A 23663-nucleotide genomic window follows, 5' to 3' on the forward strand; every position below is an offset into this window, starting at 1 on the left:
TTTTGAATGCAGGCACGAGCTTGTACGTCAATACGTGCAAGGTACGCCCAAGCTCAACAAGAGTCCGTTCGCTAACGAACGCAGTGGACGGCCTCGCCGGAGCTGACGTAGATGGTGTCGCCCGCTTCCGGACGGATCGCATGGCCGCCGGTGAAGGAACCAAAAGAAGGCAGGATCATGCGCTCCTGCCCGACCACGAAACACGGCAGGCGCAGCGAATCGAAGCGGGTCGCCAGCACGTAGACCGGGTGGATGTGGCCGGCCAGGGCGTAGCCGGCCGTGGCCAGGTCCGGATGGTGGCAGAAGGCGAAGGGCCCGAGCGCATGCGGCTCGTCCACCAGTTCGATACCGAGCGCCCTGGCCGGATCGCCCGCATGGCGGTCATGGTTGCCGCGCACGAGGATCAGGTCCAGCTCGCGGCGGCGCTCGCGCCATGCCAGCATCGCCTGCTGGGTGGCGCTGGCATGGGCCGCGCGCGCGTGCAGGAAGTCGCCGAGGAAGGCGACCTGGCGCGCCCCGTGGGCGTCGATCAGCGCGTCCAGCCCGGCCAGGTTCTCGGTGGTGGTCCCGCGCGGCACCGGCACCCCGAGCGCGCGAAACGCCGCCGCCTTGCCGAAGTGGATGTCGGCAATCACCAGCATCTTCTCCGCCGGCCAGTACAGCGCCTTCTCGGGCAGCAGCAGCATGGTTTCGCCGGCGATGCGCACCGCCAGGCTGGCGGTCTTGGCGATGGTGCTCATACGGCAGCCGCTTTTTCCAGTTCGCGCACCATGCGCGAGACGCGGTCGGACAGCTTCTCGGTGCTGACCTTCTCGCGGAAGCGCTCGACCATCAGCGCAAAGCCGAAGGGCGTGGCGCGCTTGACCTCACGGTAGGCCACGCGCCGCCCGTGCAGCTCACTGAGTGTCTCGCGCAGGCGGGTCAGTTCCAGCTCCTGCTCCAGCACTTCGCGCTGGGCTTGGGTGAGCAGCAGGTTGCTGGAATCGTGCTTGCGGAAGACTTCGAAGAACAGCGAGGACGAAGCCTGCAGCTGGCGGTTCGATTTCGGCTGGCCCGGATAGCCCTGGAAGATCAGGCCGGCGATGCGCGCCACCTCGCGGAAGCGCTGCTGCGACAGCTGGGTCGCGTTCAGGCTGCCCAGCACGTCCTCGAGCAGGCAGTCGGTGCTGAACAAGTCCACCCCGGCGCCGGCTTCGGCCTCGAAGATGCCCGGCCAGTCGACCGGCTCCGGGCTCATGAGCTCGAAGCCGTAATCGTTGATCGCGATCGAAAAGGTCGACGGCTGCATGCGCCCGACGCGGTAAGCGAACAGCGAGGCCAGGCCCATGTGCACCGAGCGTCCCGCGAACGGGTAGACGAACAGGTGCCAGCCTTCGCGGCTCTTCATGTGCTCCAGCACCAGGGTCTCGTTGGTGGGCAGCGCCGACCAGCGGCACTGGATCTCGATCAGCGGGCGGATCGATTCCATCTCCGGACTGTCGTAGATGCCCATGGATGCCAGCCGCAGTTCTTCGAGCGCCGCAGCCGCCAGTTCCGACGACATCGGCATCTTGGCCCCGCCCCAGCGCGCGATCGCGCCGCGGCTGCCGGTGGCGCGTTTCACGAAAGCGGTCATTTCGTGCACCCGGATGAATTCCAGGATGCGCCCGCCGAACAGGAAGTGGTCGCCCTGCTTCATGCGCGAGATGAAGGATTCCTCGACGCTGCCGATGCGGCCTCCGCTCATGTATTTCACCGAGATCGAGGCGTCCGACACGATGGTGCCGATGCCCATGCGATGGCGCCGCCCGATGGCGCTGTCGGGCACGCGGTAGACGCCCTCTTCGTCCGGCAGCACGCGCCGGTATTCCGGGTACACCGTCAGGCTCTGGCCGCCGCGCGCGACAAAATCGAGCGCCCACTGCCATTCTTCCTCATCCAGGTTGCGGTAGGACCAGGCCCGGCGCACTTCCTCGTACAGCTCTTTCGACACGAAGCCCCCGCCCAGCGCCACCGTGACCAGGTGCTGCACCAGCACGTCGAAGGGTTTATTCGGCACGTAGCGGCCCTCGATGCGGCGCGCCGCCACCGCTTTTTTCGCGCCGGCCGCTTCCAGCAGTTCCAGGCTGTTGGTCGGCACGAGGGTCACGCGCGAGATGCGGCCCGGCGCGTGGCCGCTGCGCCCGGCCCGCTGCAGCAGGCGCGCGATGCCCTTGGCGCTGCCGATCTGCAGCACGCGCTCGACCGGCAGGAAGTCCACCCCCAGGTCCAGGCTGGCGGTGCAGATCACGGCCTTGAGTTCGCCCTTCTTGAGTCCCTGCTCCACCCATTCGCGCACCTCGCGATCGAGCGAGCCGTGGTGCAGCGCGATCACGCCGGCCCAGTCGGGCCGCGCCTCCAGGATGTTCTGGTACCAGATCTCGGACTGAGCCCGGGTATTGGTGAACACCAGGGTCGCGTTGTAGTGTTCGATCTCCTTGATCACCGGCTGCAGCATCTGCAGGCCCATGTGCCCGCCCCAGGGAAAGCGCGCCACGTTCTCGGGAATCAGGCAGTCGACCTGGATCTGCTTGCGCATGTCGCCCTCGACCAGCACGCCCTCGTCGCCTCCCAGCAGCACCTGGCGCGCCAGGTCGAGATTGCCCATGGTGGCCGACACGCCCCAGACCAGCAGTTCCGGGCGCCAGTGGCGCAGCCGCGCCAGCGCAAGCTGCACCTGCACGCCGCGCTTGCTGCCCATCAGTTCGTGCCACTCGTCGATGACGATCATGTCGAGGTGCTTGAACTGCTCGCTTGCAGCTGCGTGGCTCAGCATCAGCGACAGGCTTTCCGGTGTGGTCACCAGGGTGGACGGCATGCTGCGCGTCTGGCGTGCGCGTTCGGCTGATCCGGTGTCGCCGGTGCGCGCGCCGATCGTCCATGTGGGCGCCAGCTCCGCCGCCGACTGTTCCAGCGCGCGCTGGGTGTCGGCAGCGAGCGCGCGCATCGGCGTGATCCACAACACGCGCAGGCCACTCGACTTCCTGCCTTTGGCAAGCGCACCGCGCTGCAGCGCCGCGAACCACACCGCAAACGTCTTGCCGGCCCCGGTGTTCGCGTGCAGCAGGCCGGATTGTCCGGCCAGCGCCGCTTTCCAGACCGCGCGCTGGAACGGGAACACCTTCCAGCCGCGCGCGGCGAACCAGTCCTTGACGACGGTAGGCGTAGGCCCGCTCATGCACCCGCGAGCGCGGTCGGCCGGATGGTCCGGACGGGAATGCGTGTCGATCTGTTGCGCTTGTGATTCGTGCTCATGCTCGGGTTCGCTCAAAGTTGCCGCGGCTGCGACCGCCGGATGCCGGCCGAGTCTAGCAGATGACACTTTCGCGTGGCGCAGCCGACCACGTCCAGGCGGACGCCGCAGCCGCGTCCGCCGCCGGAACCTAGCGCAAGGGCAATTGACCTTCGACATCCCGGAAAAATAAAGCGCAATTGCAGCAGGTAATGGGTGTACTGTTGTTTTTTATAACGACAAACCTTGCCCATGCCTGGGCCCGGTTGAGACCCTGGAAAATGAACTTACGCCAAAAGCGCGCCGATAGCGCTACAGCGAACGTGGTCGCACGCGGCCTCAACATCCTGGCCGTTCGCGGCAGCCTGGTTGCCCGCCACTACATGGATTACCACCGTGTCCCCGCAGCGGTCATCGAGCGCGTGATCGACCATCCGGCGTCGCGCCGCATGCCCACTGCCGCGCAGCTCCGGTCGGAAGCGATCAGCCCCCTGACTCCCGGCCCTGCCGACGACTAGCAGGAGACACACGACACATGAGCAAGCAACATGCCAGGACGCCCCAGCTCTCCGCGCCGGAACTGCGCAAGCTGCTGACCTTGTCGCGCGAGCTGTTCCAGACCGACGAAGCGGGCAGCTCGCTACGCCTGGTCGGGAAGACCCTGGCCGACATGATCAAACCCGAATCCGCACTGTTGCTGCTGCGCGGCGCGCGCCTCGACCTCACCGGGTTCAACCGGCACGGCGAGGTGCAGCCCGCCGCAAAGGACCATCCGATGTACGCGGCCGGGATGGCGCAGTTGTCGGCCGTCGGTCGTCCCAGGGACGACAGCGTTCCCGGCGCCTGGCAGTGCCGCCAGGTCGGGCAGCGCACGCTGGCCCTCGCGGTCCCGCTGCACTCCGCGGTCGCCGCCCTCGTCGCCGCATGGGACCACGACCTCGATGCCGCAGCACAGGACAACTATGGGGCGAGCATGTCGCTGCTGCTGGAACTGGCCACGGCGGCGCTGGGCAAGATCGATGCGCGCAGCGCGCTGGAGCGGACGGTGGGCGACCAGCGCGAACACATCGCCAGCGCGTCCTCTGCGCATGCGGCAGAGCTGGCGCGGCGCGACGAGACCGAAACCGAGATGCACCTGCTGTCGCTGACCGATGTGCTGACCGGCCTGTACAACCGGCGCGGTTTCTTCGTGGAGGCGGAACGGATCTTCAAGGTGTCGCGGCGCCAGCGCGCGCGCAGCGCCGTGATCTTCGCCGACATCGATGGCCTGAAGCGGGTGAACGACGCACTCGGCCACGACGCCGGCGACAGCCTGATCCGCGATGCGGCCTTCGTGCTGCGCCAGTCGTTCCGCCAGGCCGACGTGGTGTCGCGTCTCGGCGGGGACGAATTCGTCGCCTATACCCTGGACGACGAGCAGCCGGGCGCGATCCTCGATCGCATCTCGGCCAACCTGCGTGCCTTCAACCTGATGCACGAACGGCCCTATGCCGTGTCGATCAGCACCGGGCTGGTGGAGTGCGACCCGCTCGCCCGGCAGACGCTGGGCGACTATGTGCTGCAGGCAGACGAACAGATGTATTTCAACAAGCGCAGCCGCCTGCATTAGGCGGCTGCGCTCATGTCCCGGCTGCGGCCAGCAAGCCTTTCAGGGTATCGAGGGTATCGGCTTCATCCACCGGCTTGTCCTGGCGGCGGCGCAGGATGCGCGGAAAGCGCACCGCCACGCCGGCCTTGTGCCGGGTCGACAGCGCAATGCCTTCGAAGCCGAGCTCGAACACCATGGTGGGTTTCACCGAACGCACCGGCCCGAATTTCTCGATAGTGGTCTTGCGCACGGCATTGTCCACCTGCGCGATCTCGGCATCGGTCAGGCCGGAATAGGCTTTGGCAAAGGGCACCAGCTTGCGCTCCTCGCCTTCGCCATCCCAGACCGCGAAGGTGTAGTCGGTGTAGAGCGAGGCACGGCGTCCGCTGCCGGCCTGGGCGTAGATCAGCACCGCATCCACCGTGTACGGATCGACCTTCCACTTCCACCAGGTGCCGACATCCTTGGTGCGGCCCACGCCATACTGCGCGCTGCGCGCCTTGAGCATCATGCCCTCGACGCCGCGCCGGCGCGACTCTTCGCGCAGGGTAGCCAGCTCGACCCAGCTGTCGGCGTGGATGACGGGCGAAGTGCGCAGCTGCGGGGTCGCGGCGGCGGCCACCTCGGTTTCCATCAGCGCGCGCCGTTCGTGCTGGGGCAGCGCGCGCAGGTCGACGCCGCCGAATTCGAGCAGGTCGTAGCAGCACAGCACCGCCGGCAGCTCGCCCAGCAGCTTGGCGCTCAAGGTCTTGCGGCCGATGCGCTTTTGCAGGTCGGCGAACGGCGCCGGGGCATCGCTGCCTGCCTGCCAGATCAGCACTTCGCCGTCCAGCACCGTGCCTTCGGGGATGCGCACGCTCGCCAGTTCGGGAAAGCGCTCGGTAATCAAATCTTCGCCGCGCGACCACAGGTAGTTCTGGCCGCCGCGCCGCACCAGCTGGGCGCGGATGCCGTCGTATTTCCACTCCACTTGCCAGTCGTCGACTTCGCCCAAGGCAGCCGGGTCGCCCTGCAACTGGTGCGCCAAAAAGAAGGGGTAAGGCTGGCCGCCGCGCAGCTTGTGCTCTTCATCGGATTGCTCGGCGATCAGCTGCAGGAAGCTGGTGGCGGTCGGCCGCACCGAATTGTCGGTCCAGCCCATCAAACGCTGGGCAATCAGCTTGCTGTCCACGGCGGCGATCGCCGCCAGCGCGCGCGTCACCAGGAGGCGCGAGACCCCGACCCGGAAGCCGCCGCCGATGAGTTTCACGAACAGGAAACGCTCGCGCCAATCCAGTTCATCCCAGGCCGCGAACAGCGCCTCGCGGATGGTGCCGGGATCGGCGCCGCGCAAGGGGCCGATGCGTTCTTCCATCCACTGCGCCAGTCCGATGTCGCTGCGCCGGCTGGGCGCCGGCAGGATGTGGGCAATGGTCTCGGCCATGTCGCCGACCGCGTGGTAGGACTCGTCGAACAGCCATTCGTCCAGCCCCGCGTATTCGATCGCGTACTGGCGCAGCAGCTTGGTCGGCACCGCCTGGCGCGGCTTGCCGCCGGCCAGGAAGTAGACGGCCCAGGCGGCGTTTTCGGGCGCTGCCTGGGTAAAATACTGCTGCAGGGCGTCGAGCTTGCGGGTGGTGGAGGTGGTTTCGTCGAGTTCTGCGTACAGGCGGGCGAATTCACGCATCGGGCTCTCCCGCGGGCTCCGCCGACTCGTCCTCTTTTTCGTCGCCGTATTCGGTGTCGAAACCCTTGGCATCGAGCCCGTTCTGGCACAGCCAGCGCACCATGGTCGGAATCGACCCGTGGGTGACGATGACGCGTTCGGCCTCGGTCGCCTTGATGGCGCTCATCAGGCCGGGCCAGTCGGCATGGTCGGACAGCACGAAGCCGCGGTCCACGCCGCGGCGGCGGCGCGCGCCGCGCAGCAGCATCCAGCCGCTGGCAAACGCGTCGCTGTAGTCGCCGAAGCGCTTCATCCAGGGCGAGCCGCCGGCCGACGGCGGGGCGATGACAATGGCGCGGCGCAATGCCGCCTTGTCGATCTCGCTGACCATCACCGTCTCGGGCAGCGCCACGCCGCCGGCGCGGTAGACGCGGTTCAAGGGTTCGACCGCGCCATGGCAGACGATCGGGCCAATCGACGCGTCCAGGCGCGACAGGATGCGCTGGGCCTTGCCGAAGGCGTAGGCGAACACCACGCTGCAGCGGCCTTCGTCTGCGTTCTTGCGCCACCAGGCGTTGATCTCGTCGATGGTCTGCTGCTCCGGTTCCCAGCGGTAGATCGGCAGCCCGAACGTGGATTCGGTGATGAAGGTGTCGCAGACAACCGGCTCGAAGGGTGTGCAGGTCTTGTCGGCTTCGACCTTGTAGTCGCCCGAGGCGACCCAGACCTCGCCGCCGCATTCCATGCGCACCTGCGCCGAGCCGAGCACGTGGCCGGCCGGGTGCAGCGAGATGGCCACGCCGTTGTGCGTGACCGTCTCGCCGTATTCGATGCCGTCGATATTGATGTCGCTACCCAGGCGCGAACGCAGCACGTTCACGCCGGCGCTGGTGGACAGGTAGTGCCCGTGGCCGACCCGCGCATGGTCGCCATGGGCGTGCGTGATCACGGCCCGGTCGACCGGACGCCAGGGGTCGATATAGAACTGGCCGGGCACGCAATACAGGCCCTCCTTGCGCACGACTACCATGTCTCCCATGGGATCCTTTCTGGCTCAGGCCGGCGTTGGCGCTTGTTGTGGCGAGACCGGCGCCAGGAATTGCGCCAGGAAGGTATGCGGTTCCTCCTGGCCCGGGAAGGACAGCGTCACCTGGTCGCCGGCAACGGCAAGCACCGTGCCTTCGCCGTACTTGGCAGCCTTGGCGCGCCCGCCGACTTCGTATTGCGGCCCGCTCGGCGCCGGCGCAGGCTCGCGGTCGAACTCGTCGTCGCGGATCTCGATATCCTCGGTCAGCGACAGCGCCGGCGGGTTCAGGCAGTTGTCGCACTTGCAGCACTTCTCGAAGCCGTCGACCTCGTCGCCGAAATAGTCCAGCAGCAGTTTCCAGCGGCAAAAGCCACTCACGGCATAGCCTACCATCTGCTCGAGCGCCTCGCGGTCCCGTTCGGACTTCTGGACGTACACCTCGGCCAGGCGCTCGAAGATGCCGGGCGCCGGCTCCTTGTTCGACACCAGGAATTCGAGCTTGCGGTTCTGGCGCAGCAACTTGCCGTCCTTGAGCAGCTTGAGGCAGACCTTCAGTTTGGCTTCGCCGGCTTCTTCGAGCGCCGCTTCCAGGCGCCCGGAGATGACGGCGCCGTCTTCGGCCAGCTCGCGCACCACCGTGTACACGGTCTGCAGCTCGGCCGCCGCCGGATAGTGCTTCACCAGGAAGAATTGCTGGATCCGCTTGTCGCCCTGCAGGAACAGCAGCGTGCACTGGGCATCGAGCCCGTCGCGGCCGGCGCGGCCCGATTCCTGGTAATACGATTCGAGGTTGGCCGGGATCTGCAGGTGAATCACGAAGCGGGTGTCGCTCTTGTCGATTCCCATGCCGAAGGCATTGGTGGCGACCATGACGCGGCGCTCGCCGTTCATGAACATGTCCTGGTTCAACTTGCGCTCGCCCGCCGCCAGCTTGCCATGGTAGATGGTGACCGATTCGCCGGCTTCTTCCAGCACGGCCAGCATCTCCTCGGCCACCTTGACGGTGGCGGCATACACGATGCCGACGCCGCTGGACTGCTGCACCAGGCGCAGTGCCTGGGCCAGTTTTTCGCCGTGATTGGTCACCTGCACCACGTTGTAGTGAAGATTGGGCCGGTAGATGCCGGTATTGATCACGTTGAGCTTGCGGCCCAGCTGCTTGCCGATGTCGGCAATCACCTCGTCGGTCGCGGTGGCCGTCAGCGCCAGTACCGGCGGCTTGCCGAGGGCATCGATGGCGGCGCCCAGGCCGATGTAGGCGGTGCGGAAATCGTGGCCCCACTGCGAGATGCAGTGCGCTTCGTCGATCACGACGATGTCCAGGGTAACCGTCTTGAGCAGCGCGATGAACTCCGGCGACACCAGCCGTTCGGGCGTGCAGAACACGATCTCGCAGGCCTCCAGGGAAATCGCCTCGAGCGCAGCCGCTTCTTCTTCCGCATTCAGGGTGCTGTTGACCTGCACCGAGCGGATGCCGAGCTCTTCCAGCTTCTCGAGCTGGTCCTTCATCAGCGAAATCAGGGGGGACACGACGATGGTCATCCCCTCGAGCATCTTGGCGGGGATCTGGTAGCACAGCGACTTGCCGCCGCCGGTGGGCATGATGGCCAGCGTGTCCTTTCCGTCGAGGACGCTGTCGATGATGAGTTTCTGGCCGTCGCGCAGTTGCTCGATCCCGAAGGTCGAACGCAGCAGGCGGCGGATGGTATTGCGGCGCACGGCCATCAGGCCGCGGTGCAGGAGAGTAGGTTCGTGTCGTGTCATGGTGACGCCAACTGTATGTGCGGCGCCTTGCACACACTATAGGACACTGCCTAGCTCTCCCGTAGGAGCTCAACTTTTCAACGTGGCGAAAATGTCACAGCATCAATTCCTACAGATCTAAGGAGTATTGACCGATAGTTACCCTCGGGTCGGGGACGTAAGATGACTCCATCAACAACGTATCTTACCGATCAGGAGAACATCATGGCCCGCCACAATCCAATGACGTGGACCGCAGTCCACCTGGCGCTGGCCAGCGTAGCGACCTGGTTGCTGCTTGAAACCGAAGCGCTGAGCGGCGCGATGATGGTGGCTTTCCATTGATCGGCCCCGTGCGGCGCTATGTGCCGCGCACACCGTCGCAATAAAAAACGCCATCCCCGGCGACGAGGATGGCGTTTTGTCGTTCCTGGAACGCGGGCCAGGCGGCCCGCCTCCGATCAGGCAGCTTTCGCTTCCCGGGTTTCTTCTTCCACCGGCTGACGCATCAGGTAATCAAAAGCCGCCAGCGAAGCCTTGGCGCCCTCGCCCACCGCGATCACGATCTGCTTGAACGGCACCGTAGTGACGTCGCCCGCGGCAAATACGCCCGGGATCGAGGTCATGCCGCGCACGTCCACTTCGATCTCGCCGTGCGCCGACAGCTCCATCGTCCCCTTGAGCCACTCCGCGTTCGGCACCAGGCCGATCTGCACGAAGACGCCTTCCAGGTCGATCCGCTTGACCTCGCCGCTGTTGCGGTCCTTGTAGGACAGGCCGCCCACGATCTTGCCGTCGCCATGCACCTCGAGGGTCTGGGCCGACTTGATCACGGTGACGTTCTTCAGCGAGTACAACTTGCGCTGCAGGACGGCATCGGCGCGCAGCTCGGCGCCGAACTCGATCAGGGTGACTTCCTTGACAATGCCGGCGAGGTCGATCGCCGCTTCCACGCCCGAATTGCCGCCGCCGATCACGGCCACGCGCTTGCCCTTGAACAGCGGACCGTCGCAGTGCGGGCAGTAGGCCACTCCGTGGTTGCGGTATTCCTTCTCGCCCGGCACGTTGATTTCGCGCCAGCGGGCGCCGGTGGCGATGATCACCGACTTCGACTGCAGCACCGCACCGCTTTCGGTATGCACTTCGATCAGCTTGCCCTCGACCAGCCTGGTGGCGCGCTGGGTATTCATGATGTCGACTTCGTAGTGCTTGACGTGTTCTTCCAGGGCGACGGCAAATTTCGGGCCGTCGGTTTCCTTCATCGAGACGAAGTTCTCGATGGCGAGGGTGTCCAGCACCTGGCCGCCGAAGCGGTCGGACAGCACGCCGGTGCGGATGCCCTTGCGGGCGGCATAGATGGCCGCGGCCGCGCCGGCAGGCCCGCCGCCGACGATCAGCACGTCGAACGGGTCTTTTTTATTCAGTTCGGCAGCCTTGCGGGCGCCGGCATTGGTGTCGATCCTGGCCAGGATCTCTTCCACGCTGGTGCGGCCCTGGCCGAAGTGCTGGCCGTTCAGGAACATCATCGGTACCGCCATGATCTGGCGCGCTTCGACTTCGCCCTTGAACACGCCGCCATCGATGGCGACGACCTTGATGCGCGGGTTGATCACCGCCATCGAGTTCAGCGCCTGGACGACTTCCGGGCAGTTGTGACAGGACAGCGAGATGAAGGTCTCGAAGACGTAGTCGCCTTCCAGGTTCCTGATCTGCTCGATGACAGCGGCGTCCAGCTTGATCGGGTGGCCGCCCACCTGCAGCAGGGCCAGCACCAGCGACGAGAATTCGTGGCCGAGCGGGATGCCGGCGAAACGCACGCCGATATCGGTGCCGACGCGGTTGATGGCGAAGGACGGCTTGCGCTCGTTCGCATCGCTGCTTTCGCGCACGGTGATCTTGTCGCTCAACGCGGCGATTTCGCGGAGCAGTTCATCCATTTCGCGCGCTTTCGGCGAATCATCCAGCGATGCAACGAGCTCAATCGGCTGCACCACTTTTTCCAGATAGGCTTGCAACTGCTTCTTGAGGGTTGCGTCCAGCATGGTGTTTTTCCTTGATTGGCGGTGAATAGGACGTTGGAAAACAAGCGGGCCGCCGCAGCGGCCCGGCAGGTACTACCCGACTACTGATTTAGATCTTGCCGACCAGGTCCAGCGACGGGGTCAGGGTTTCGGCGCCTTCGGTCCACTTGGCCGGGCAGACTTCGCCTGGGTGCGAAGCGACGTACTGGGCAGCCTTCACTTTGCGCATCAGTTCCGATGCGTCGCGGCCGATGCCGTTGTCGTGCACTTCCATGATCTTGATCTGGCCTTCCGGATTGATCACGAAGGTACCGCGCAGCGCCATGCCTTCTTCTTCGATCATGACTTCGAAATTGCGCGACATGGCGCCGGTCGGGTCGCCGATCAGCGGGTAGTTGACCTTCTTGATGGCTTCCGAGGTGTCGAACCATGCCTTGTGCGCGAAGTGGCTGTCGGTCGACACGCCGTACACGTTCACGCCCATCTTGGCGAATTCAGGCTGGAATGCAGCCAGGTCTTCGAGTTCGGTCGGGCAAACGAAGGTGAAGTCAGCCGGGTAGAACATGACAACCGACCAAGTGCCCTTGAAGTTTTCTTCGGTCAGATCGATGAACTTGCCGTTGGCGAATGCGGTTGCCTTGAATGGCTTGATCTGGGTATTGATGAGGGACATGTAATCTCCTGTTTGGGGTTGAATTTGATAGACGCCAGTGTACTGCCCTGCTCGTCTATTGTGAAATTGATTGATTCGATGCTCGTTATAGATTTTGACTATCAGACAGGTTTGACCGAAGTCATAACAAACATAGGCGAGCAGTGTGGACGAATTGACAGCGGGGTGCAAGCCGGTGCTTCGATAGGCCGATTGGCCTGCTGCTCGTAGGGTGGGCAATTCGTAGTTCAGGCCATTGGCCTGAACTACCTTGCCCGCGCGTTCAAATCACGGGGGAGTAGTCGTCGCGGCAGATCATGAGCCTGTTGAACGCGCGGCCGGCGAAGCCGGCCACCCTACGAAGTCAAGCGGTTGCCGCTTCCGTCTGCTCACAACACGGCAGCACCAGCGTAAACGTCGATCCCTCGCCCGGCCGGCTAGTGACCCGCAGCTCGCCCCCATGCGACATGGCCAGCTGGCGCGAGATGTACAGCCCCAGGCCCAGCCCCTTCGGCTCGCCATTGCGCGCACCGCGCTCATACGGCTCGAAAATGCGATCCAGGTCGCCGGGGGAGATGCCCTTGCCCTCGTCACGCACGTCGATGCGCACCACGTCGCCGCTGTACTGCACGCTGACCTCGACCGGTCCGCCGCCGCCATAGCGCATGGCATTGGTCAGCAGGTTGACCACCACCTGCTCGATGCGGAACTCGTCCCAGCAGCCCTGCACCGGATGGTGCTCGCGCAGCGACAGCGTGCTGCCGGTGGCGGCGGCCTGCAGCGACAGGTCGCTGACGATACGCCCGAGCAGGTCCATGAGCTCGACCTGGTTGGGGCGGATCGAGAGCTGGCCGCTGCGCATGCGCGAGACGTCGAGCATGTCGTCGATCAGGCGGATCATGGCCTTGATCTGGCGCTCGTCGCGTTTGATCATGGCGTCGAACTGCTCGGGCCCGATGGTGGCCAGCGTGCCGCGCTTGAGCTGCAGGCTGCGCATCTGCGCTTCCAGGAACAGGGTGTTCAGAGGCGTGCGCAGCTCGTGCGCGACCAGCGACATGAATTCGTCGCGCATGCGCAGCGAGCGCTGCAGTTCTTCCTGGGTCTGGTTCAGTTCGCGCAACAGGGTTTCCTGCTCCTGGCGGCTGCGCTCGAGCGCGGCCATCTGGCGCCGCATCTCGCGGCGCTGCTGGTCGAGCGTGACGAACACGTTCACCTTGCTGCGCACGGCGTCCGGGTCGAGCGGCTTGTACAGGAAATCCACCGCGCCGGTCTCGTAGCCCTTGAAAGCGTAATTGAGTTCGCGCCCCGCGGCCGAGACGAACACGATCGGGATGTCGCGGGTGCGCGAGGTCGAGCGCATCATTTCGGCCAGCTCGAAGCCGTCCATGTCCGGCATCTGCACGTCGAGGATGGCCAGCGCGAACTCGTGCTCGAGCATCAGCGCCAGCGCCGCCTCGCCGGACGAGGCCTGGAACGTGAGGCGCTCTTCGCCGCGGATCAGGGCGTCGAGGGCGCGCAGGTTTTCCGGAAGGTCGTCGACGATCAGGAGTTTGCTAGGGTCATGGACGCTCATGGGGTCTCCAACAGGGGAAGCAATGCCCGGATACCGGACAGGGGCAGCACGAGATGCGGCGCGCAGCGCCGGATGGCCTCGACCGGCATGGCGCTGGCCTGGGCCTCGCCCGGGTCCTGCACCACCGTCAGCCCGCCGCGCTCACGGATCCGGCGCATGCCCTCGGCGCCATCGTGGTTGGCGCCGGTGAGCAGGATGCCGGCCAGCGCCGGACCATAGGCATCGGCGGCCGATTCCATCAAGAGGTCGATCGCCGGGCGCGCGAACTGCACCGGGGGTTCACAGCTCAGGGAAAAGGTCCGATCGCGTTCCACCGACAGATGATAGCCCGAACCGGCGAAGAAGATGACGCCGGGTTCGACCGTTTCCTTGTCGCGCGCCTCGCGCGCCGGCAGGCCCGTGCGCAGGTCGAACAGCTCGGCCAGCCGGCTCTCGCGGTCGGCCGGCACGTGCAGGATGCATACCACCGCCGAACGAAAGCGCTCGGTCAGCGCCGGCAGCAGCCCGACCAGGGCATCGACGCCGCCGGCCGAGCCGCCGATCACCACCAGTTCGATGCGGCGCCCGGCCAGCGCTTTCCTCACCTGTTCGGAGACGCTCACAGCATCCCCTTGCGGAACAGGCGCTCGCGCTTGGCCAGCACGTCGAAACGGTCGGCATAGGCCGAGAAATCGATGCTCTCCTTGCTGCCCAGGCCCAGGAAGCCGCGGTAGCACAGCGAATCGTGGAACAGCCCCAGCACGCGGTCCTGCAGGCGGCGGTTGAAGTAGATCAGCACGTTGCGGCAGCTGACGAAATGGGTTTCCGAAAACACGCTGTCGGTGGCCAGGCTGTGGTCGGCGAAGGTCACGTTCTCGATCAGCACGCGGTTGAACAGGGCGCCGTCGTAGGCGGCCGTGTAGTAATCCGAGAAGGCCTGCTTGCCGCCGGCCTTCTGGTAGTTCACGGTGTACAGGCGCATGCGATCGAGCGCGAACACCCCGCGCCGCGCCGCTTCCAGCGATTCCGGGTTGATGTCGGTGGCGTAGATGATGGCGCGCTCGAGCAGGCCTTCTTCCTGCAGCAAAATCGCCAGCGAATACACCTCTTCGCCGGTGCTGCAGCCGGCCACCCAGAGCTTGAGCGACGGGTAGGTCTTGAGGAAGGGCACGACCTGCTCGCGGATGGCGGTCCAGTAGTCCGGGTCGCGGAACATCTCGGTCACGGGAATGGTCAGGTATTGCAGCAGCTGGGCAAAGCCGTCCGGCTCGTGCATCACCTTCGCCTGAAGACTTGATACGGTCGCGCAATCCATCTCGCGCATCGCCACCAGGATGCGGCGCTTCTGCGAGGCGCCGGTGTAGTCCCGGAAGTCGTAGTTGTACTTCAGGTAGACCGCTTCCACCAGCATTTTCAGCTCGATGTCGAAATCGTCCGGCGGCGTCGCCGGCAGGTTGTCGGAAATACTCAAATCCGCTCCAGTGCCGGCATCCACACCCGCAGCAGCGAATACAGGCGGCTCAGGTCGATCGGCTTGGCCAGGTAATCGTTCGCTCCGGCGGCCAGGCACTGCTCCTGGTCGTCCTTCATGGCCTTGGCCGTGATCGCGATGATCGGCAGGCGGTCGAAACGCCCGTCCGCGCGGATGCGACCCGTCGCTTCCAGCCCGTCCATCCCGGGCATCATCACGTCCATCAGCACCAGGTCGATGCCCGGCACTTCGTCGAGCCTGGCGATCGCTTCGAAGCCGTTGCGGCCTACTTCGACCTTGGCGCCGCGCGACTCCAGCGCGCTGGTGAGCGCAAACACGTTGCGCACGTCGTCGTCCACCAGCAGGATGGTGCGGCCTTCGAACACGCGGTCGCGCCCACGCACGGTTTTCAGCATGCTCTGGCGCTCGGACGACAGCTCGCTTTCCACCTTGTGCAGGAACAGCGTGACTTCGTCGAGCAGGCGCTCGGGCGAGCGCGCGCCCTTGATGATGATCGAGCGCGAATACTTGAGCAGCTCGGTCTCCTCGTCGCGCGTCAGGTTGCGCCCGGTGTAGACGATCACCGGCGGGAAGGAGCACAGCTCTTCGTGCGACATGCGCTCGAGCAGCTCCCTGCCCTGCATGTCGGGCAGCTTCAGGTCGATGATCATGCAGTCGTAGATCTGCTTGTGCAGCAGCTCGAGGGCTTCGCCGCCGGTGCCGACCGCATTGATCTCGACGTCGGCATCGGCGATGAGCTTGACCACGCTGTCGCGCTGGCGCTCGTCGTCCTCCACCAGCAGCACGCGCTTGATCTTCTGCGACGACTTTTCCTGCAGCTTGCGGAACACTTCCTCGAGCTGCTCGCGCGAGGTAGGCTTGAGCGCATAGCCGATCGCGCCCAGGTGCAGGGCTTCGCCACCGTTCTCGATGCTCGACACGATGTGCACCGGGATGTGGCGGGTGGCCGGGTTGTCCTTCAGTTGCTGCAGCACCGACAGGCCCGAGCCGTCCGGCAGGCGGATGTCGAGCAGCACGGCGTCCGGTTTCTGGCTGGCGGCCAGCGCCAGGCCTTCGCCGGCGGTCAGCGCCACCAGGCAGCGGTAATCGAGTTCGTGCGCCAGTTCGAACAGGATGCGGGCGAACTCGGGGTCGTCCTCGACCACCAGCACGGTACGCGCGCCCTCGGTGGGCTGGTCGCGATCGTCCGCGAAGCTTGCGGCCGGCGCTCCATCGGCTGCCGGAGCGGACGGTGCGGGCGCCTGCTGCACCGGCTGGAAGGCCTGCGGCGCCTGCACCGTGGGCGGCGGCGGGCTGGCCGCTACAGTGCCGTTGCGCGGCAGGCTCAGGGTAAACAGGCTGCCCTCGCCCGGCACGCTTGCCACCGTCAGGCTGCCGCCCAGCAGGTTGGTCAGGTCGCGCGAGATCGACAGTCCCAGGCCGGTGCCGCCGAAGCGGCGGCTGGTGGTGCCGTCGGCCTGGTGGAAGGCGTCGAAAATCTTGTCCTGCTGTTCTTGCGGAATGCCGATGCCGGAATCGCGCACGGCGAACTGCACCCAGCCTTCGGGCGTGACCGAGACAAGCATGTTGACGGCGCCGGCGTCGGTGAACTTCACCGCGTTCGACATCAGGTTCTTCAGGATCTGCTCGACGCGCTGGCGGTCGGTGACGATGGTCGCCGGCACGCTGGCCTCGACCGTCACGGAGAAGTCGAGCGCCTTCTGGCGCGCCAGCGCCTCGAAGGTGCGGGCCATGCCCTCGACCATGCGGCGCAGCGGCACGTCTTCCGGCACCAGTTCGAGCTTGCCGGCTTCGACCTTCGAGATGTCGAGAATGTCGTTAATCAGGTGCAGCAGGTCGTTGCCGGCCGAGTAGATGGTCTGGGCGAAGCGCACCTGCTCCTCGTTCAGGTTGCCCGGTACGTTGTCGGACAGGAGCTTGGCCAGGATCAGCGAGCTGTTGAGCGGCGTGCGCAGCTCGTGCGACATATTGGCGAGGAACTCGGATTTATAACGGCTGGCGCGCTCCAGTTCCAGCGCGCGCTCGCGCAGCTGCTCCTGGGCGCTGCTCAAGGAAGCGTTCTTCATGTCCAGGTTGAGCGCCTGCTCGGCCAGCTGGTCGTTGGTGGCGCGCAGTTCCGACTGCTGGTTCTCCAGCGCCGACTGCGATTCTTCCAGCGCGCGCGACTGCTCTTCGAGTTCCTCGTTGGCGGTGCGCAGCTCTTCCTGCTGCACCTGCAGTTCCTCGTTCAGGGTCTGGGTTTCTTCCAGCGCATGCTGCAGGCGCAGGCGGTACAGCACCGAGGCCACCGAGGCGCCGATCGCCGGGGCGACCAGTTCCATGAACTCGCGGTCGCGCGCTCCCACCGGATGCAGGAAGCCGATCTCGATCACGCCCTTGATCTTGCCGTGGTTGTGGACCGGCGCGATCAGCAGTTCGCGCGGCGCGGACTCGCCCAGGCTCGTTGCCACCTTGATGTAACCGGCCGGCAGGTCCTTCACGACCAGGATGCGGTTTTCCAGCACGGCGCGGCCGGCCAGCGAATCGCGCAGCATCAGCACCTGCGCGTCGTCGGCTGCATCGTAGGCGAAGCCATAGGCGCCGATCCGGCGCAGCACGCCGTCCTCGCCATGCGAATACATGGCTGCCACGACGCCGTCCAGGTAGCCGGTCACATGCCGCAATACCACGTCGGCCAGCGGCTCGAGCGTGTGGATGCCGGTGCTCAGCGCTGCCAGCTCGGCCTGGCCGGAGCGCAGCCAGTCCTGATGGCGCAGTTGGGCGTTATGCTCGGCCTCGTGCTCGAGCGTCTCCTGGTACGAATCCGACAGGGACACCAGCTGGCGGCGGCCGAACAGGGCCAGGCCGATGCCGACCAGGAGGCTGAGCGCCAGGAAGCTGACCACCGACCAGGTCGTGACGCGGCGCGCCTGCTCGTTACGCTCCTGCAGCAGGCGGCGTTCGAGATCGAGGAACTGCTCGAAGGTGCGGCGCACGTCGTCGGTGAGGGTCTTGCCGCGTCCGGCGCGCACAGGCCCGACGAAATCGCCGTCCTCGCGCCGCAGGGCGATCATCTCGGTGGCGAACTGGTCCCACTGGGTCTGCACCGACTGGATCCGACGCACTCGATCGGTCTGCACCTGATTGTCCGAGACGAGCCGCGCCAAGTCCTGCAAGCCGTCCTGCATGCGGCGGCGCGCCAGCATGTAGGGAGACAGGAATGCCTCGTCGTTGGCGATCAGGTAGCCGCGCAGGCCCGTCTCCATCTCGGCGGACAGCTTGCTCACCTCCTGGGCGTTGCCGATCACGCGTTCCGAGTGCTCGACCCAGTTCAGGACATTGATCAGGTAGGCGATGATGCCTACGAACACCACGGCCGTGACGACGCTCATTGCCAGGGGCAAGGCGACGTTGCGCGTCAGGATGCGGCGGAACTGCGAATTATCGATGGATGAGCCGGGCATGCGTAGGGAATGTTAGGAGAAAAATATCCTAAGTCTAATGCATTGCTGAAATTCCATTCGCACAATTGAATGTTAATCTGACACAGATATTGTCATTATGAAAATCATTTCCTTGCCACCTGCGGGGCCTGCTTTCCTTTGGGCCGCGCCGCCAGGTGGGCCGCAAGATAAGGCGCCGTCCGGCTCGCCTTGCAGGCAGCCACTTCGGCCGGCGGCCCGGCGCAGACCACGGTGCCGCCCATGTCGCCCGCCCCCGGCCCCACGTCGATCACCCAGTCGCAGCCCGCCACCACCCGCATCGTGTGCTCGACCACGATGACCGTGTTGCCCGCGTCGACCAGGCGGTTGAGCTGCACCACCAGGCGGTCGGCATCGCGCGGATGCAGGCCGGTGGTCGGCTCGTCCAGCACGTACAAGGTGTTGCCGCGGCCGGCCCGCTGCAACTCGGAGGCCAGCTTGATGCGCTGCGCCTCGCCGCCCGACAGCTCGGTGGCCGGCTGGCCCAGGCGCAGGTAGTCGAGCCCGACTTCGCGCAGCACTTCGAGCGCGCGCCCGACCAGCGGTTCGCCTTCGAAGAAGTCGATCGCCTCCCCCACGGTCATGCCCAGCACCTGAGCGATGTTGCGGCCGCGGTAGGTCACTTCCAGCGTCTTCGCGTTGTAGCGCGCCCCTTCGCAGGTCGGGCATGGCGCATACACGCTGGGCAGGAACAGCAGCTCGACCATCACGAAACCTTCGCCGGCGCAGTGCTCGCAGCGGCCCTTGGCCACATTGAACGAGAAGCGCCCGGCGTCGTAGCGGCGTTTTTTGGCATCCGGCGTGGCCGCGAACAGCTTGCGCACGCCGTCGAACAGGCCGGTATAGGTGGCCAGGTTCGAGCGCGGGGTGCGGCCGATGGGCTTCTGGTCGACCCGCACCATGCGGCGCACGCCTTCCATGCCAGAGACGATGCGGCCTTCCAGCGGCAGCGCCGCCTCTTGCTCCAGCCCGGGCTCCTCGCCCTCGCCCGCATCCTGGTCGGGTGCGGGATGGCCAAGTGCCTGGGCCACCAGCTCGACCAGCACCTGGCTGACCAGGCTCGATTTGCCGGAGCCGGATACGCCCGTCACCGCGCTCAATACCCCGAGCGGAAACTCGGCGTCGAGCTGGTTGAGGTTGTTGCGCGTGACGCCTTCCAGCCGCAGCCAGCCGGTGGGCTCGCGCGGGGTGCGCGGCGCCAGCGGCAATTCGTCGAACAGGTAGCTGCGCGTCTGCGAGGCGGCCACCTGTTTCAGGCCGGCCGGTGCGCCGCTATATAACACCTGGCCGCCCTTCTCGCCCGCGGCCGGGCCGACATCGACGATCCAGTCGGCCTGGCGGATCACGTCCAGCGCATGCTCGACCACGAACAGCGAGTTGCCCGCGCTTTTCAACTGGGCCAGCGCGTCGAGCAAGGCCTCGGTGTCGGCCGGGTGCAGGCCGGCCGAGGGCTCGTCCAGCACGTACACGACGCCGAACAGGTTCGAGCGCACCTGGGTGGCCAGGCGCAGGCGTTGCAGCTCGCCCGGCGACAGGGTCGGCGTGCTGCGCTCCAGCGCCAGGTAGCCCAGGCCCAGGTCGAGCAGCACCCCAAGTCTCGCGCACAGGTCTTGCGCAATGCGCTGGGTGACGATCATCTGCTCGGGATGCTCCTTGGCGCGGCGCTTGTCCTTCAGGGCCTCGCCGGCGGCATACGGCTGCATGAGTTCACTCAGCCGCGCCAGCGGCGTGCGCGACAGCTCGGTGATGTCCATGCCGGCAAAGGTGACCGACAGCGCTTCCTGGCGCAGCCGCTTGCCGCGGCAGAGCGGACATTCTGTACTGACCATGTAGCGCGCGACGCGCTTTTTCATGGACGCGCTCTCGGTATTGGCAAAGGTCTGCAGCACGTAGCGGCGCGCGCCGGTGAAGGTGCCCTGGTAGCTGGGCGTCTCCTTGCGCCGGAGCGCCGCCTTGGTTTCCTTGGGCGTGAGGCCGGCGTACACGGGAACGGACGGCGTCTCGTCGGTAAACAAAATCCAGTCGCGGTCCTTTTTCGGCAGCTCGCGCCAGGGGGTATCGACGTCATAGCCCATCGTCACCAGGATGTCGCGCAGGTTCTGGCCATGCCAGGCTGGCGGCCAGGCCGCCACGGCGCGCTCGCGGATGGTGAGGGTATCGTCCGGCACCAGCGACTGCTCGGTGACTTCGTAGACGCGGCCCAGGCCCGAGCACTGGGTGCAGGCGCCTTCCGGGGTATTCGGCGAGAACGACTCGGCGTACAGCAGCTCTTGCCCCGGCGGATAGTCGCCGGCGCGCGAGTACAGCATGCGCAGGGAGTTCGACAAGGTGCTGACGCTGCCGACCGAGGAGCGGGCGGTGGGCGAGCCGCGCTGCTGCTGCAGGGCGACGGCCGGCGGCAGGCCTTCGATCTCGTCGACTTCCGGCACCGGCATCTGGTGGAACAGCCGGCGCGCATAGGGCGAGACCGATTCGAGGTAGCGCCGCTGGGCTTCCGCGTACAGCGTGCCGAAGGCCAGCGAGGATTTACCGGAGCCGGACACGCCGGTGAACACCACCAGCGCGCCGCGCGGGATGTCGACGTCGACGTTCTTCAGGTTGTGTTCTCTGGCGCCGCGCACCCGGACGTAGCCATTCTGGCCTTCGCCGGTGGCGGGCAGCCCTTTGTCTTTGTTGCGCATGCCATCCCATCCTCATGGTCGATGGGCCATTGTGGTGCCCTCCAGCCACGCTGACGGTGCGCTCACGAACAGTAGCGCTATGGCGCTCCTGCGAGGGCCAGCAGGCGGTCGCGCACCTGAGCGACGCCGTCCGGCCCGCGAAACCGGGCGCTGGCCTCCTTTGCCCGCACGGCGACGTCCGCCCCGGTCACCCGGCGCAGCGCCGCCGCCAGGCGTGCCGGATTCAGGCGCGCCGCGTGCAGGCTGGCGCCGACGCCGAGCCTTTCCGCCCGCGCCGCGTTGTCGAACTGGTCGTGCGCCAGCGGCACGACCAGCTGGGGCGTGCCGGCGCGCAGGGCTTCGGCCATGGTGCCGATGCCGCCGTGATGCACCAGCGCGGCCACGTGCGGCAGCAGCACGCGCAGCGGCACGTAGTCCTGCCACATCACCGGCGACGGCAGGTGGGCCGGCAGCTGCGCGCGGTGCGGGCTCAAGCAGATCGCCCGCAGACCGAGCCTGGCCGAGGCCTCCAGCGCACAGCGGAAGTAATGCGCGGCCTGGCGGTTGCCGGTACCCGGCGTGAAGACGACCGGCGGTGCGCCCTCTTCGATGAAGCGGGCGATCCCGGGGGCGAGCTGCGCATCCGGCGCCGGGTCGTACAGGGGAAAGTCGCCGCGAACCAAAGGCTGCGGCCAATCCGGCTGGGTCGGGGCGAACCATTCGGGGAACAGGGTGAGCGACAGGTCGGGCACGGCCACGATGTGGCCGATCAGGTCGCTTACGGGCGCCAGGCCATGCCGACTGCGCGCCGCGTTCACATCTGGCAGCGCCACCGGGTTGATGAGCGCATTGCCGATGCGGCGCCACAGCCAGCGGCGCGCACCCAGCGGCACCCAGCGCGGCACCGGCCAGGGGCCGAGCATGAGCGGATCGTGCACCGTCGGCAGGTTCGAGGGCGCCAGGTAGGCCGCCGCGATTTTCAGACCGGGCCGCAGTGTGCGGCACAGGTCCGCTTCCGGCAGGGCCAGTGGATGGACCAGCAGCACCACGCGTTCGCCGGGCGGCAAACCGGCGATGAAGGCCGGGAGCTGCGCCATGGCCGGGCGCGTCGCACGCCAGACGACGGCCAGGCCGCGCGTCGGATGCCACAGGTCGGGATGGTCGAGCACCGCTTCGTCCGCCGGCAGGCCGTGGAAGGCCAGCCCGGCCTGCGCCACATAGGGGGCGTGCTGCTCGGCCCCCAGCAGGGTGACGCGCTGCCCGGCCTCGCCCAATGCCAGCGCCATCCGCATGAAGGGGAACAGGTCGCCCGCCGAGCCGATGGTGACCACCACGAAGTGAAGCGGCGGCGCGTTCATGGGGCGATGTCGCCGCTTAGAAACTCAGCCTGCCTTCAATCGAATCGTCCAGCGTCTTGCCGAGCACCGCGCCGACCACGATCTTGGCGCCGGCAACCGCATCGCCGTGCTTGTTGTCCCAGTAGTAGCCCTGGCGTGGAATCACGCGGATCGCGGTGATGCGCGGATCGTCCTCGCCTTCGGTGAACCAGGTCTTGAGCATGAAGTTCCACAGTTCCTTGATGCGCGCGCGGTCGGTCAGCACCTCGGCATAGCCGTCGACTTCGACGAAACCGGAATGCGTGCATTTCTGGAAATAGAGCTTCACTGCCGGGTTGGCGGCGATTTCGGCGTTCTTGTGGCTGTCGCTGGCGCTCAGGAACCACAACTGGCCGGCGTCGTCGATCTCGCGCACGCTCATCGGGCGCATGCCGCGGCTCGGGCCGATGCCGCCCTGGGTGGTGAAGAAGCAGGATTTGGCGTCGTCGACGATGTCCTTGAGACATTCGACGGCATCGACGCCATGCAGGTCGCGGCGGTTGAGTTCGGGCTGGTTGCGGTTGATTGAATCCATGATGTCTCCCCTGGCCGGTGTGGCCGATGGGAGGACTCTAGCGGCGATCGGGCGGCGCGTCTGTGGGACCGCGAACATTCGCGCCGCCGCAAGCGGCTACAGGAAGCGGTCGAGGATCTTGCGCGTGTGCTTGTCGATGTGGAACATGTCGCGCACCAGGAAGTTGATGCCGTGGCTGTCCGACACCAGCAGCGAAGCTTCGCCGACGCGGCGGATGTCTTCGTCCACTTTCAGCACGAACTCGGTGTCGCCGCGGTCGGTCTTCACATACCAGGTGCAGGGCGTGGCGAAGCTCGACACGTCCTTGATGTGCAAAATCTCGGGGATGAATTCGCGGCCCTCGATTTCTTCCTGCACCAGGCTGCGCATCTGTTCCGGCAGCTCGGCGAGGTCGTCGATCCAGGCCGCTTCCTTGCCGCCGTCGCGCACCAGGGAAATGCCGCGGGTCGGCGCCTGGATCGGGAAGGCGCGCACCGGAATGACGCCCACAATCTCTTCACCTTCAGCCGTGGTGAGCACCAGCTTGCCGAAACTGTCGCGGCGTAGTTGAAAATTGGTCGTCATTTAGTCGTCCTTGTCGTCTGGATCCTGGTCCACGTTGCGCGCCTGCGCTTCGTAGAGGCGGTGGTAGGCGCCTTCGCGCGCCATCAGGTCGTCGTGG

The 23663-nt window shown here is 66.1% G+C and carries 17 protein-coding genes; 2 read left to right on the plus strand and 15 right to left on the minus strand.

The window, feature by feature from the left end:
• Window positions 1–71: 71 nt before the first annotated feature.
• Together pdeM and AC56LR_RS16645 are read right to left on the minus strand one after the other, a co-directional pair.
• Window positions 72–740, minus strand: coding sequence for a ligase-associated DNA damage response endonuclease PdeM (gene pdeM / locus AC56LR_RS16640; RefSeq protein ID WP_497131933.1), 669 nt, complete (start codon window positions 738–740; stop codon window positions 72–74).
• A complete protein-coding gene (locus tag AC56LR_RS16645) occupies window positions 737–3196 on the minus strand; it encodes a ligase-associated DNA damage response DEXH box helicase (protein ID WP_497131934.1) in 2460 nt (819 codons plus the stop codon). Before AC56LR_RS16645 ends, pdeM begins: the two co-directional genes overlap by 4 nt.
• Before the next feature lie 335 nt (window positions 3197–3531).
• Between AC56LR_RS16645 and AC56LR_RS16650 the strand changes: the two genes are divergently transcribed.
• Both AC56LR_RS16650 and AC56LR_RS16655 read left to right on the plus strand, forming a co-directional pair.
• Window positions 3532–3768: a hypothetical protein gene (locus AC56LR_RS16650; protein ID WP_497131935.1), complete on the plus strand. Its 237-nt coding sequence runs from the start codon at window positions 3532–3534 to the stop codon at window positions 3766–3768.
• A gap of 17 nt (window positions 3769–3785) precedes the next feature.
• Complete coding sequence (locus tag AC56LR_RS16655; RefSeq protein ID WP_497131936.1) at window positions 3786–4859, plus strand: GGDEF domain-containing protein; 1074 nt, start codon at window positions 3786–3788, stop codon at window positions 4857–4859.
• Between the two features lie 10 nt (window positions 4860–4869).
• Here AC56LR_RS16655 and AC56LR_RS16660 read toward each other — a convergent pair whose 3' ends face one another.
• The 13 genes from AC56LR_RS16660 to AC56LR_RS16720 form a co-directional block, all read right to left on the minus strand.
• A complete protein-coding gene (locus tag AC56LR_RS16660; protein ID WP_497131937.1) occupies window positions 4870–6504 on the minus strand; it encodes an ATP-dependent DNA ligase in 1635 nt (544 codons plus the stop codon).
• Complete coding sequence (locus AC56LR_RS16665; RefSeq protein WP_497131938.1) at window positions 6497–7522, minus strand: ligase-associated DNA damage response exonuclease; 1026 nt, start codon at window positions 7520–7522, stop codon at window positions 6497–6499. Before AC56LR_RS16665 ends, AC56LR_RS16660 begins: the two co-directional genes overlap by 8 nt.
• Window positions 7523–7537: 15 nt before the next feature.
• Complete coding sequence (locus AC56LR_RS16670) at window positions 7538–9274, minus strand: RecQ family ATP-dependent DNA helicase (RefSeq protein ID WP_497131939.1); 1737 nt, start codon at window positions 9272–9274, stop codon at window positions 7538–7540.
• 440 nt (window positions 9275–9714) lie between these two features.
• Window positions 9715–11295: an alkyl hydroperoxide reductase subunit F gene (gene ahpF, locus AC56LR_RS16675; RefSeq protein WP_497131940.1), complete on the minus strand. Its 1581-nt coding sequence runs from the start codon at window positions 11293–11295 to the stop codon at window positions 9715–9717.
• Window positions 11296–11383: 88 nt separating this feature from the next.
• Window positions 11384–11947, minus strand: coding sequence for an alkyl hydroperoxide reductase subunit C (ahpC, locus tag AC56LR_RS16680; protein WP_497131941.1), 564 nt, complete (start codon window positions 11945–11947; stop codon window positions 11384–11386).
• Window positions 11948–12290: 343 nt separating this feature from the next.
• Complete coding sequence (locus AC56LR_RS16685; protein WP_497131942.1) at window positions 12291–13499, minus strand: hybrid sensor histidine kinase/response regulator; 1209 nt, start codon at window positions 13497–13499, stop codon at window positions 12291–12293.
• On the minus strand, window positions 13496–14101 hold the full coding sequence (locus AC56LR_RS16690; protein WP_497131943.1) for a chemotaxis protein CheB: 606 nt from the start codon (window positions 14099–14101) through the stop codon (window positions 13496–13498). Before AC56LR_RS16690 ends, AC56LR_RS16685 begins: the two co-directional genes overlap by 4 nt.
• Window positions 14098–14889: a CheR family methyltransferase gene (locus tag AC56LR_RS16695; RefSeq protein ID WP_497131949.1), complete on the minus strand. Its 792-nt coding sequence runs from the start codon at window positions 14887–14889 to the stop codon at window positions 14098–14100. Before AC56LR_RS16695 ends, AC56LR_RS16690 begins: the two co-directional genes overlap by 4 nt.
• A 56-nt stretch (window positions 14890–14945) precedes the next feature.
• Entirely contained in the window at window positions 14946–18413 is a 3468-nt protein-coding gene (locus AC56LR_RS16700; RefSeq protein ID WP_497131944.1) for a response regulator, read from the minus strand.
• Between the two features lie 104 nt (window positions 18414–18517).
• The gene (locus AC56LR_RS16705) at window positions 18518–21112 is read right to left on the minus strand and encodes an excinuclease ABC subunit UvrA (RefSeq protein ID WP_497131945.1); all 2595 of its coding nucleotides are present in this window, start codon (window positions 21110–21112) and stop codon (window positions 18518–18520) included.
• 77 nt (window positions 21113–21189) lie between these two features.
• Window positions 21190–22449 carry a glycosyltransferase gene (locus AC56LR_RS16710; protein ID WP_497131946.1) on the minus strand — a complete coding sequence of 420 codons (1260 nt, stop codon included), beginning with the start codon at window positions 22447–22449 and terminating at the stop codon, window positions 21190–21192.
• Window positions 22450–22465: 16 nt separating this feature from the next.
• Window positions 22466–23002, minus strand: coding sequence for a pyridoxamine 5'-phosphate oxidase family protein (locus tag AC56LR_RS16715; RefSeq protein WP_497131947.1), 537 nt, complete (start codon window positions 23000–23002; stop codon window positions 22466–22468).
• A gap of 96 nt (window positions 23003–23098) precedes the next feature.
• Entirely contained in the window at window positions 23099–23566 is a 468-nt protein-coding gene (locus AC56LR_RS16720) for a cyanophycin metabolism-associated DUF1854 family protein (protein WP_497131948.1), read from the minus strand.
• Window positions 23567–23663 lie beyond the last annotated feature (97 nt).

The organism is Telluria sp. ZT3P39 (genome assembly GCF_059685935.1).

Excerpts from the sequence above, each read along its gene's own strand:
- AC56LR_RS16700 (WP_497131944.1), bottom strand. The coding sequence starts at position 18,413 with ATGCCCGGCTCATCCATCGATAATTCGCAGTTCCGCCGCATCCTGACG.
- ahpC (WP_497131941.1), bottom strand. The coding sequence starts at position 11,947 with ATGTCCCTCATCAATACCCAGATCAAGCCATTCAAGGCAACCGCATTC.
- AC56LR_RS16645 (WP_497131934.1), bottom strand. The coding sequence starts at position 3,196 with ATGAGCGGGCCTACGCCTACCGTCGTCAAGGACTGGTTCGCCGCGCGC.
- AC56LR_RS16665 (WP_497131938.1), bottom strand. The coding sequence starts at position 7,522 with ATGGGAGACATGGTAGTCGTGCGCAAGGAGGGCCTGTATTGCGTGCCC.
- AC56LR_RS16685 (WP_497131942.1), bottom strand. The coding sequence starts at position 13,499 with ATGAGCGTCCATGACCCTAGCAAACTCCTGATCGTCGACGACCTTCCG.
- AC56LR_RS16650 (WP_497131935.1), top strand. The coding sequence starts at position 3,532 with ATGAACTTACGCCAAAAGCGCGCCGATAGCGCTACAGCGAACGTGGTC.
- AC56LR_RS16670 (WP_497131939.1), bottom strand. The coding sequence starts at position 9,274 with ATGACACGACACGAACCTACTCTCCTGCACCGCGGCCTGATGGCCGTG.
- AC56LR_RS16660 (WP_497131937.1), bottom strand. The coding sequence starts at position 6,504 with ATGCGTGAATTCGCCCGCCTGTACGCAGAACTCGACGAAACCACCTCC.
- AC56LR_RS16710 (WP_497131946.1), bottom strand. The coding sequence starts at position 22,449 with ATGAACGCGCCGCCGCTTCACTTCGTGGTGGTCACCATCGGCTCGGCG.
- ahpF (WP_497131940.1), bottom strand. The coding sequence starts at position 11,295 with ATGCTGGACGCAACCCTCAAGAAGCAGTTGCAAGCCTATCTGGAAAAA.
- AC56LR_RS16695 (WP_497131949.1), bottom strand. The coding sequence starts at position 14,889 with ATGCTGGTGGAAGCGGTCTACCTGAAGTACAACTACGACTTCCGGGAC.
- AC56LR_RS16720 (WP_497131948.1), bottom strand. The coding sequence starts at position 23,566 with ATGACGACCAATTTTCAACTACGCCGCGACAGTTTCGGCAAGCTGGTG.
- pdeM (WP_497131933.1), bottom strand. The coding sequence starts at position 740 with ATGAGCACCATCGCCAAGACCGCCAGCCTGGCGGTGCGCATCGCCGGC.
- AC56LR_RS16715 (WP_497131947.1), bottom strand. The coding sequence starts at position 23,002 with ATGGATTCAATCAACCGCAACCAGCCCGAACTCAACCGCCGCGACCTG.
- AC56LR_RS16705 (WP_497131945.1), bottom strand. The coding sequence starts at position 21,112 with ATGCGCAACAAAGACAAAGGGCTGCCCGCCACCGGCGAAGGCCAGAAT.
- AC56LR_RS16655 (WP_497131936.1), top strand. The coding sequence starts at position 3,786 with ATGAGCAAGCAACATGCCAGGACGCCCCAGCTCTCCGCGCCGGAACTG.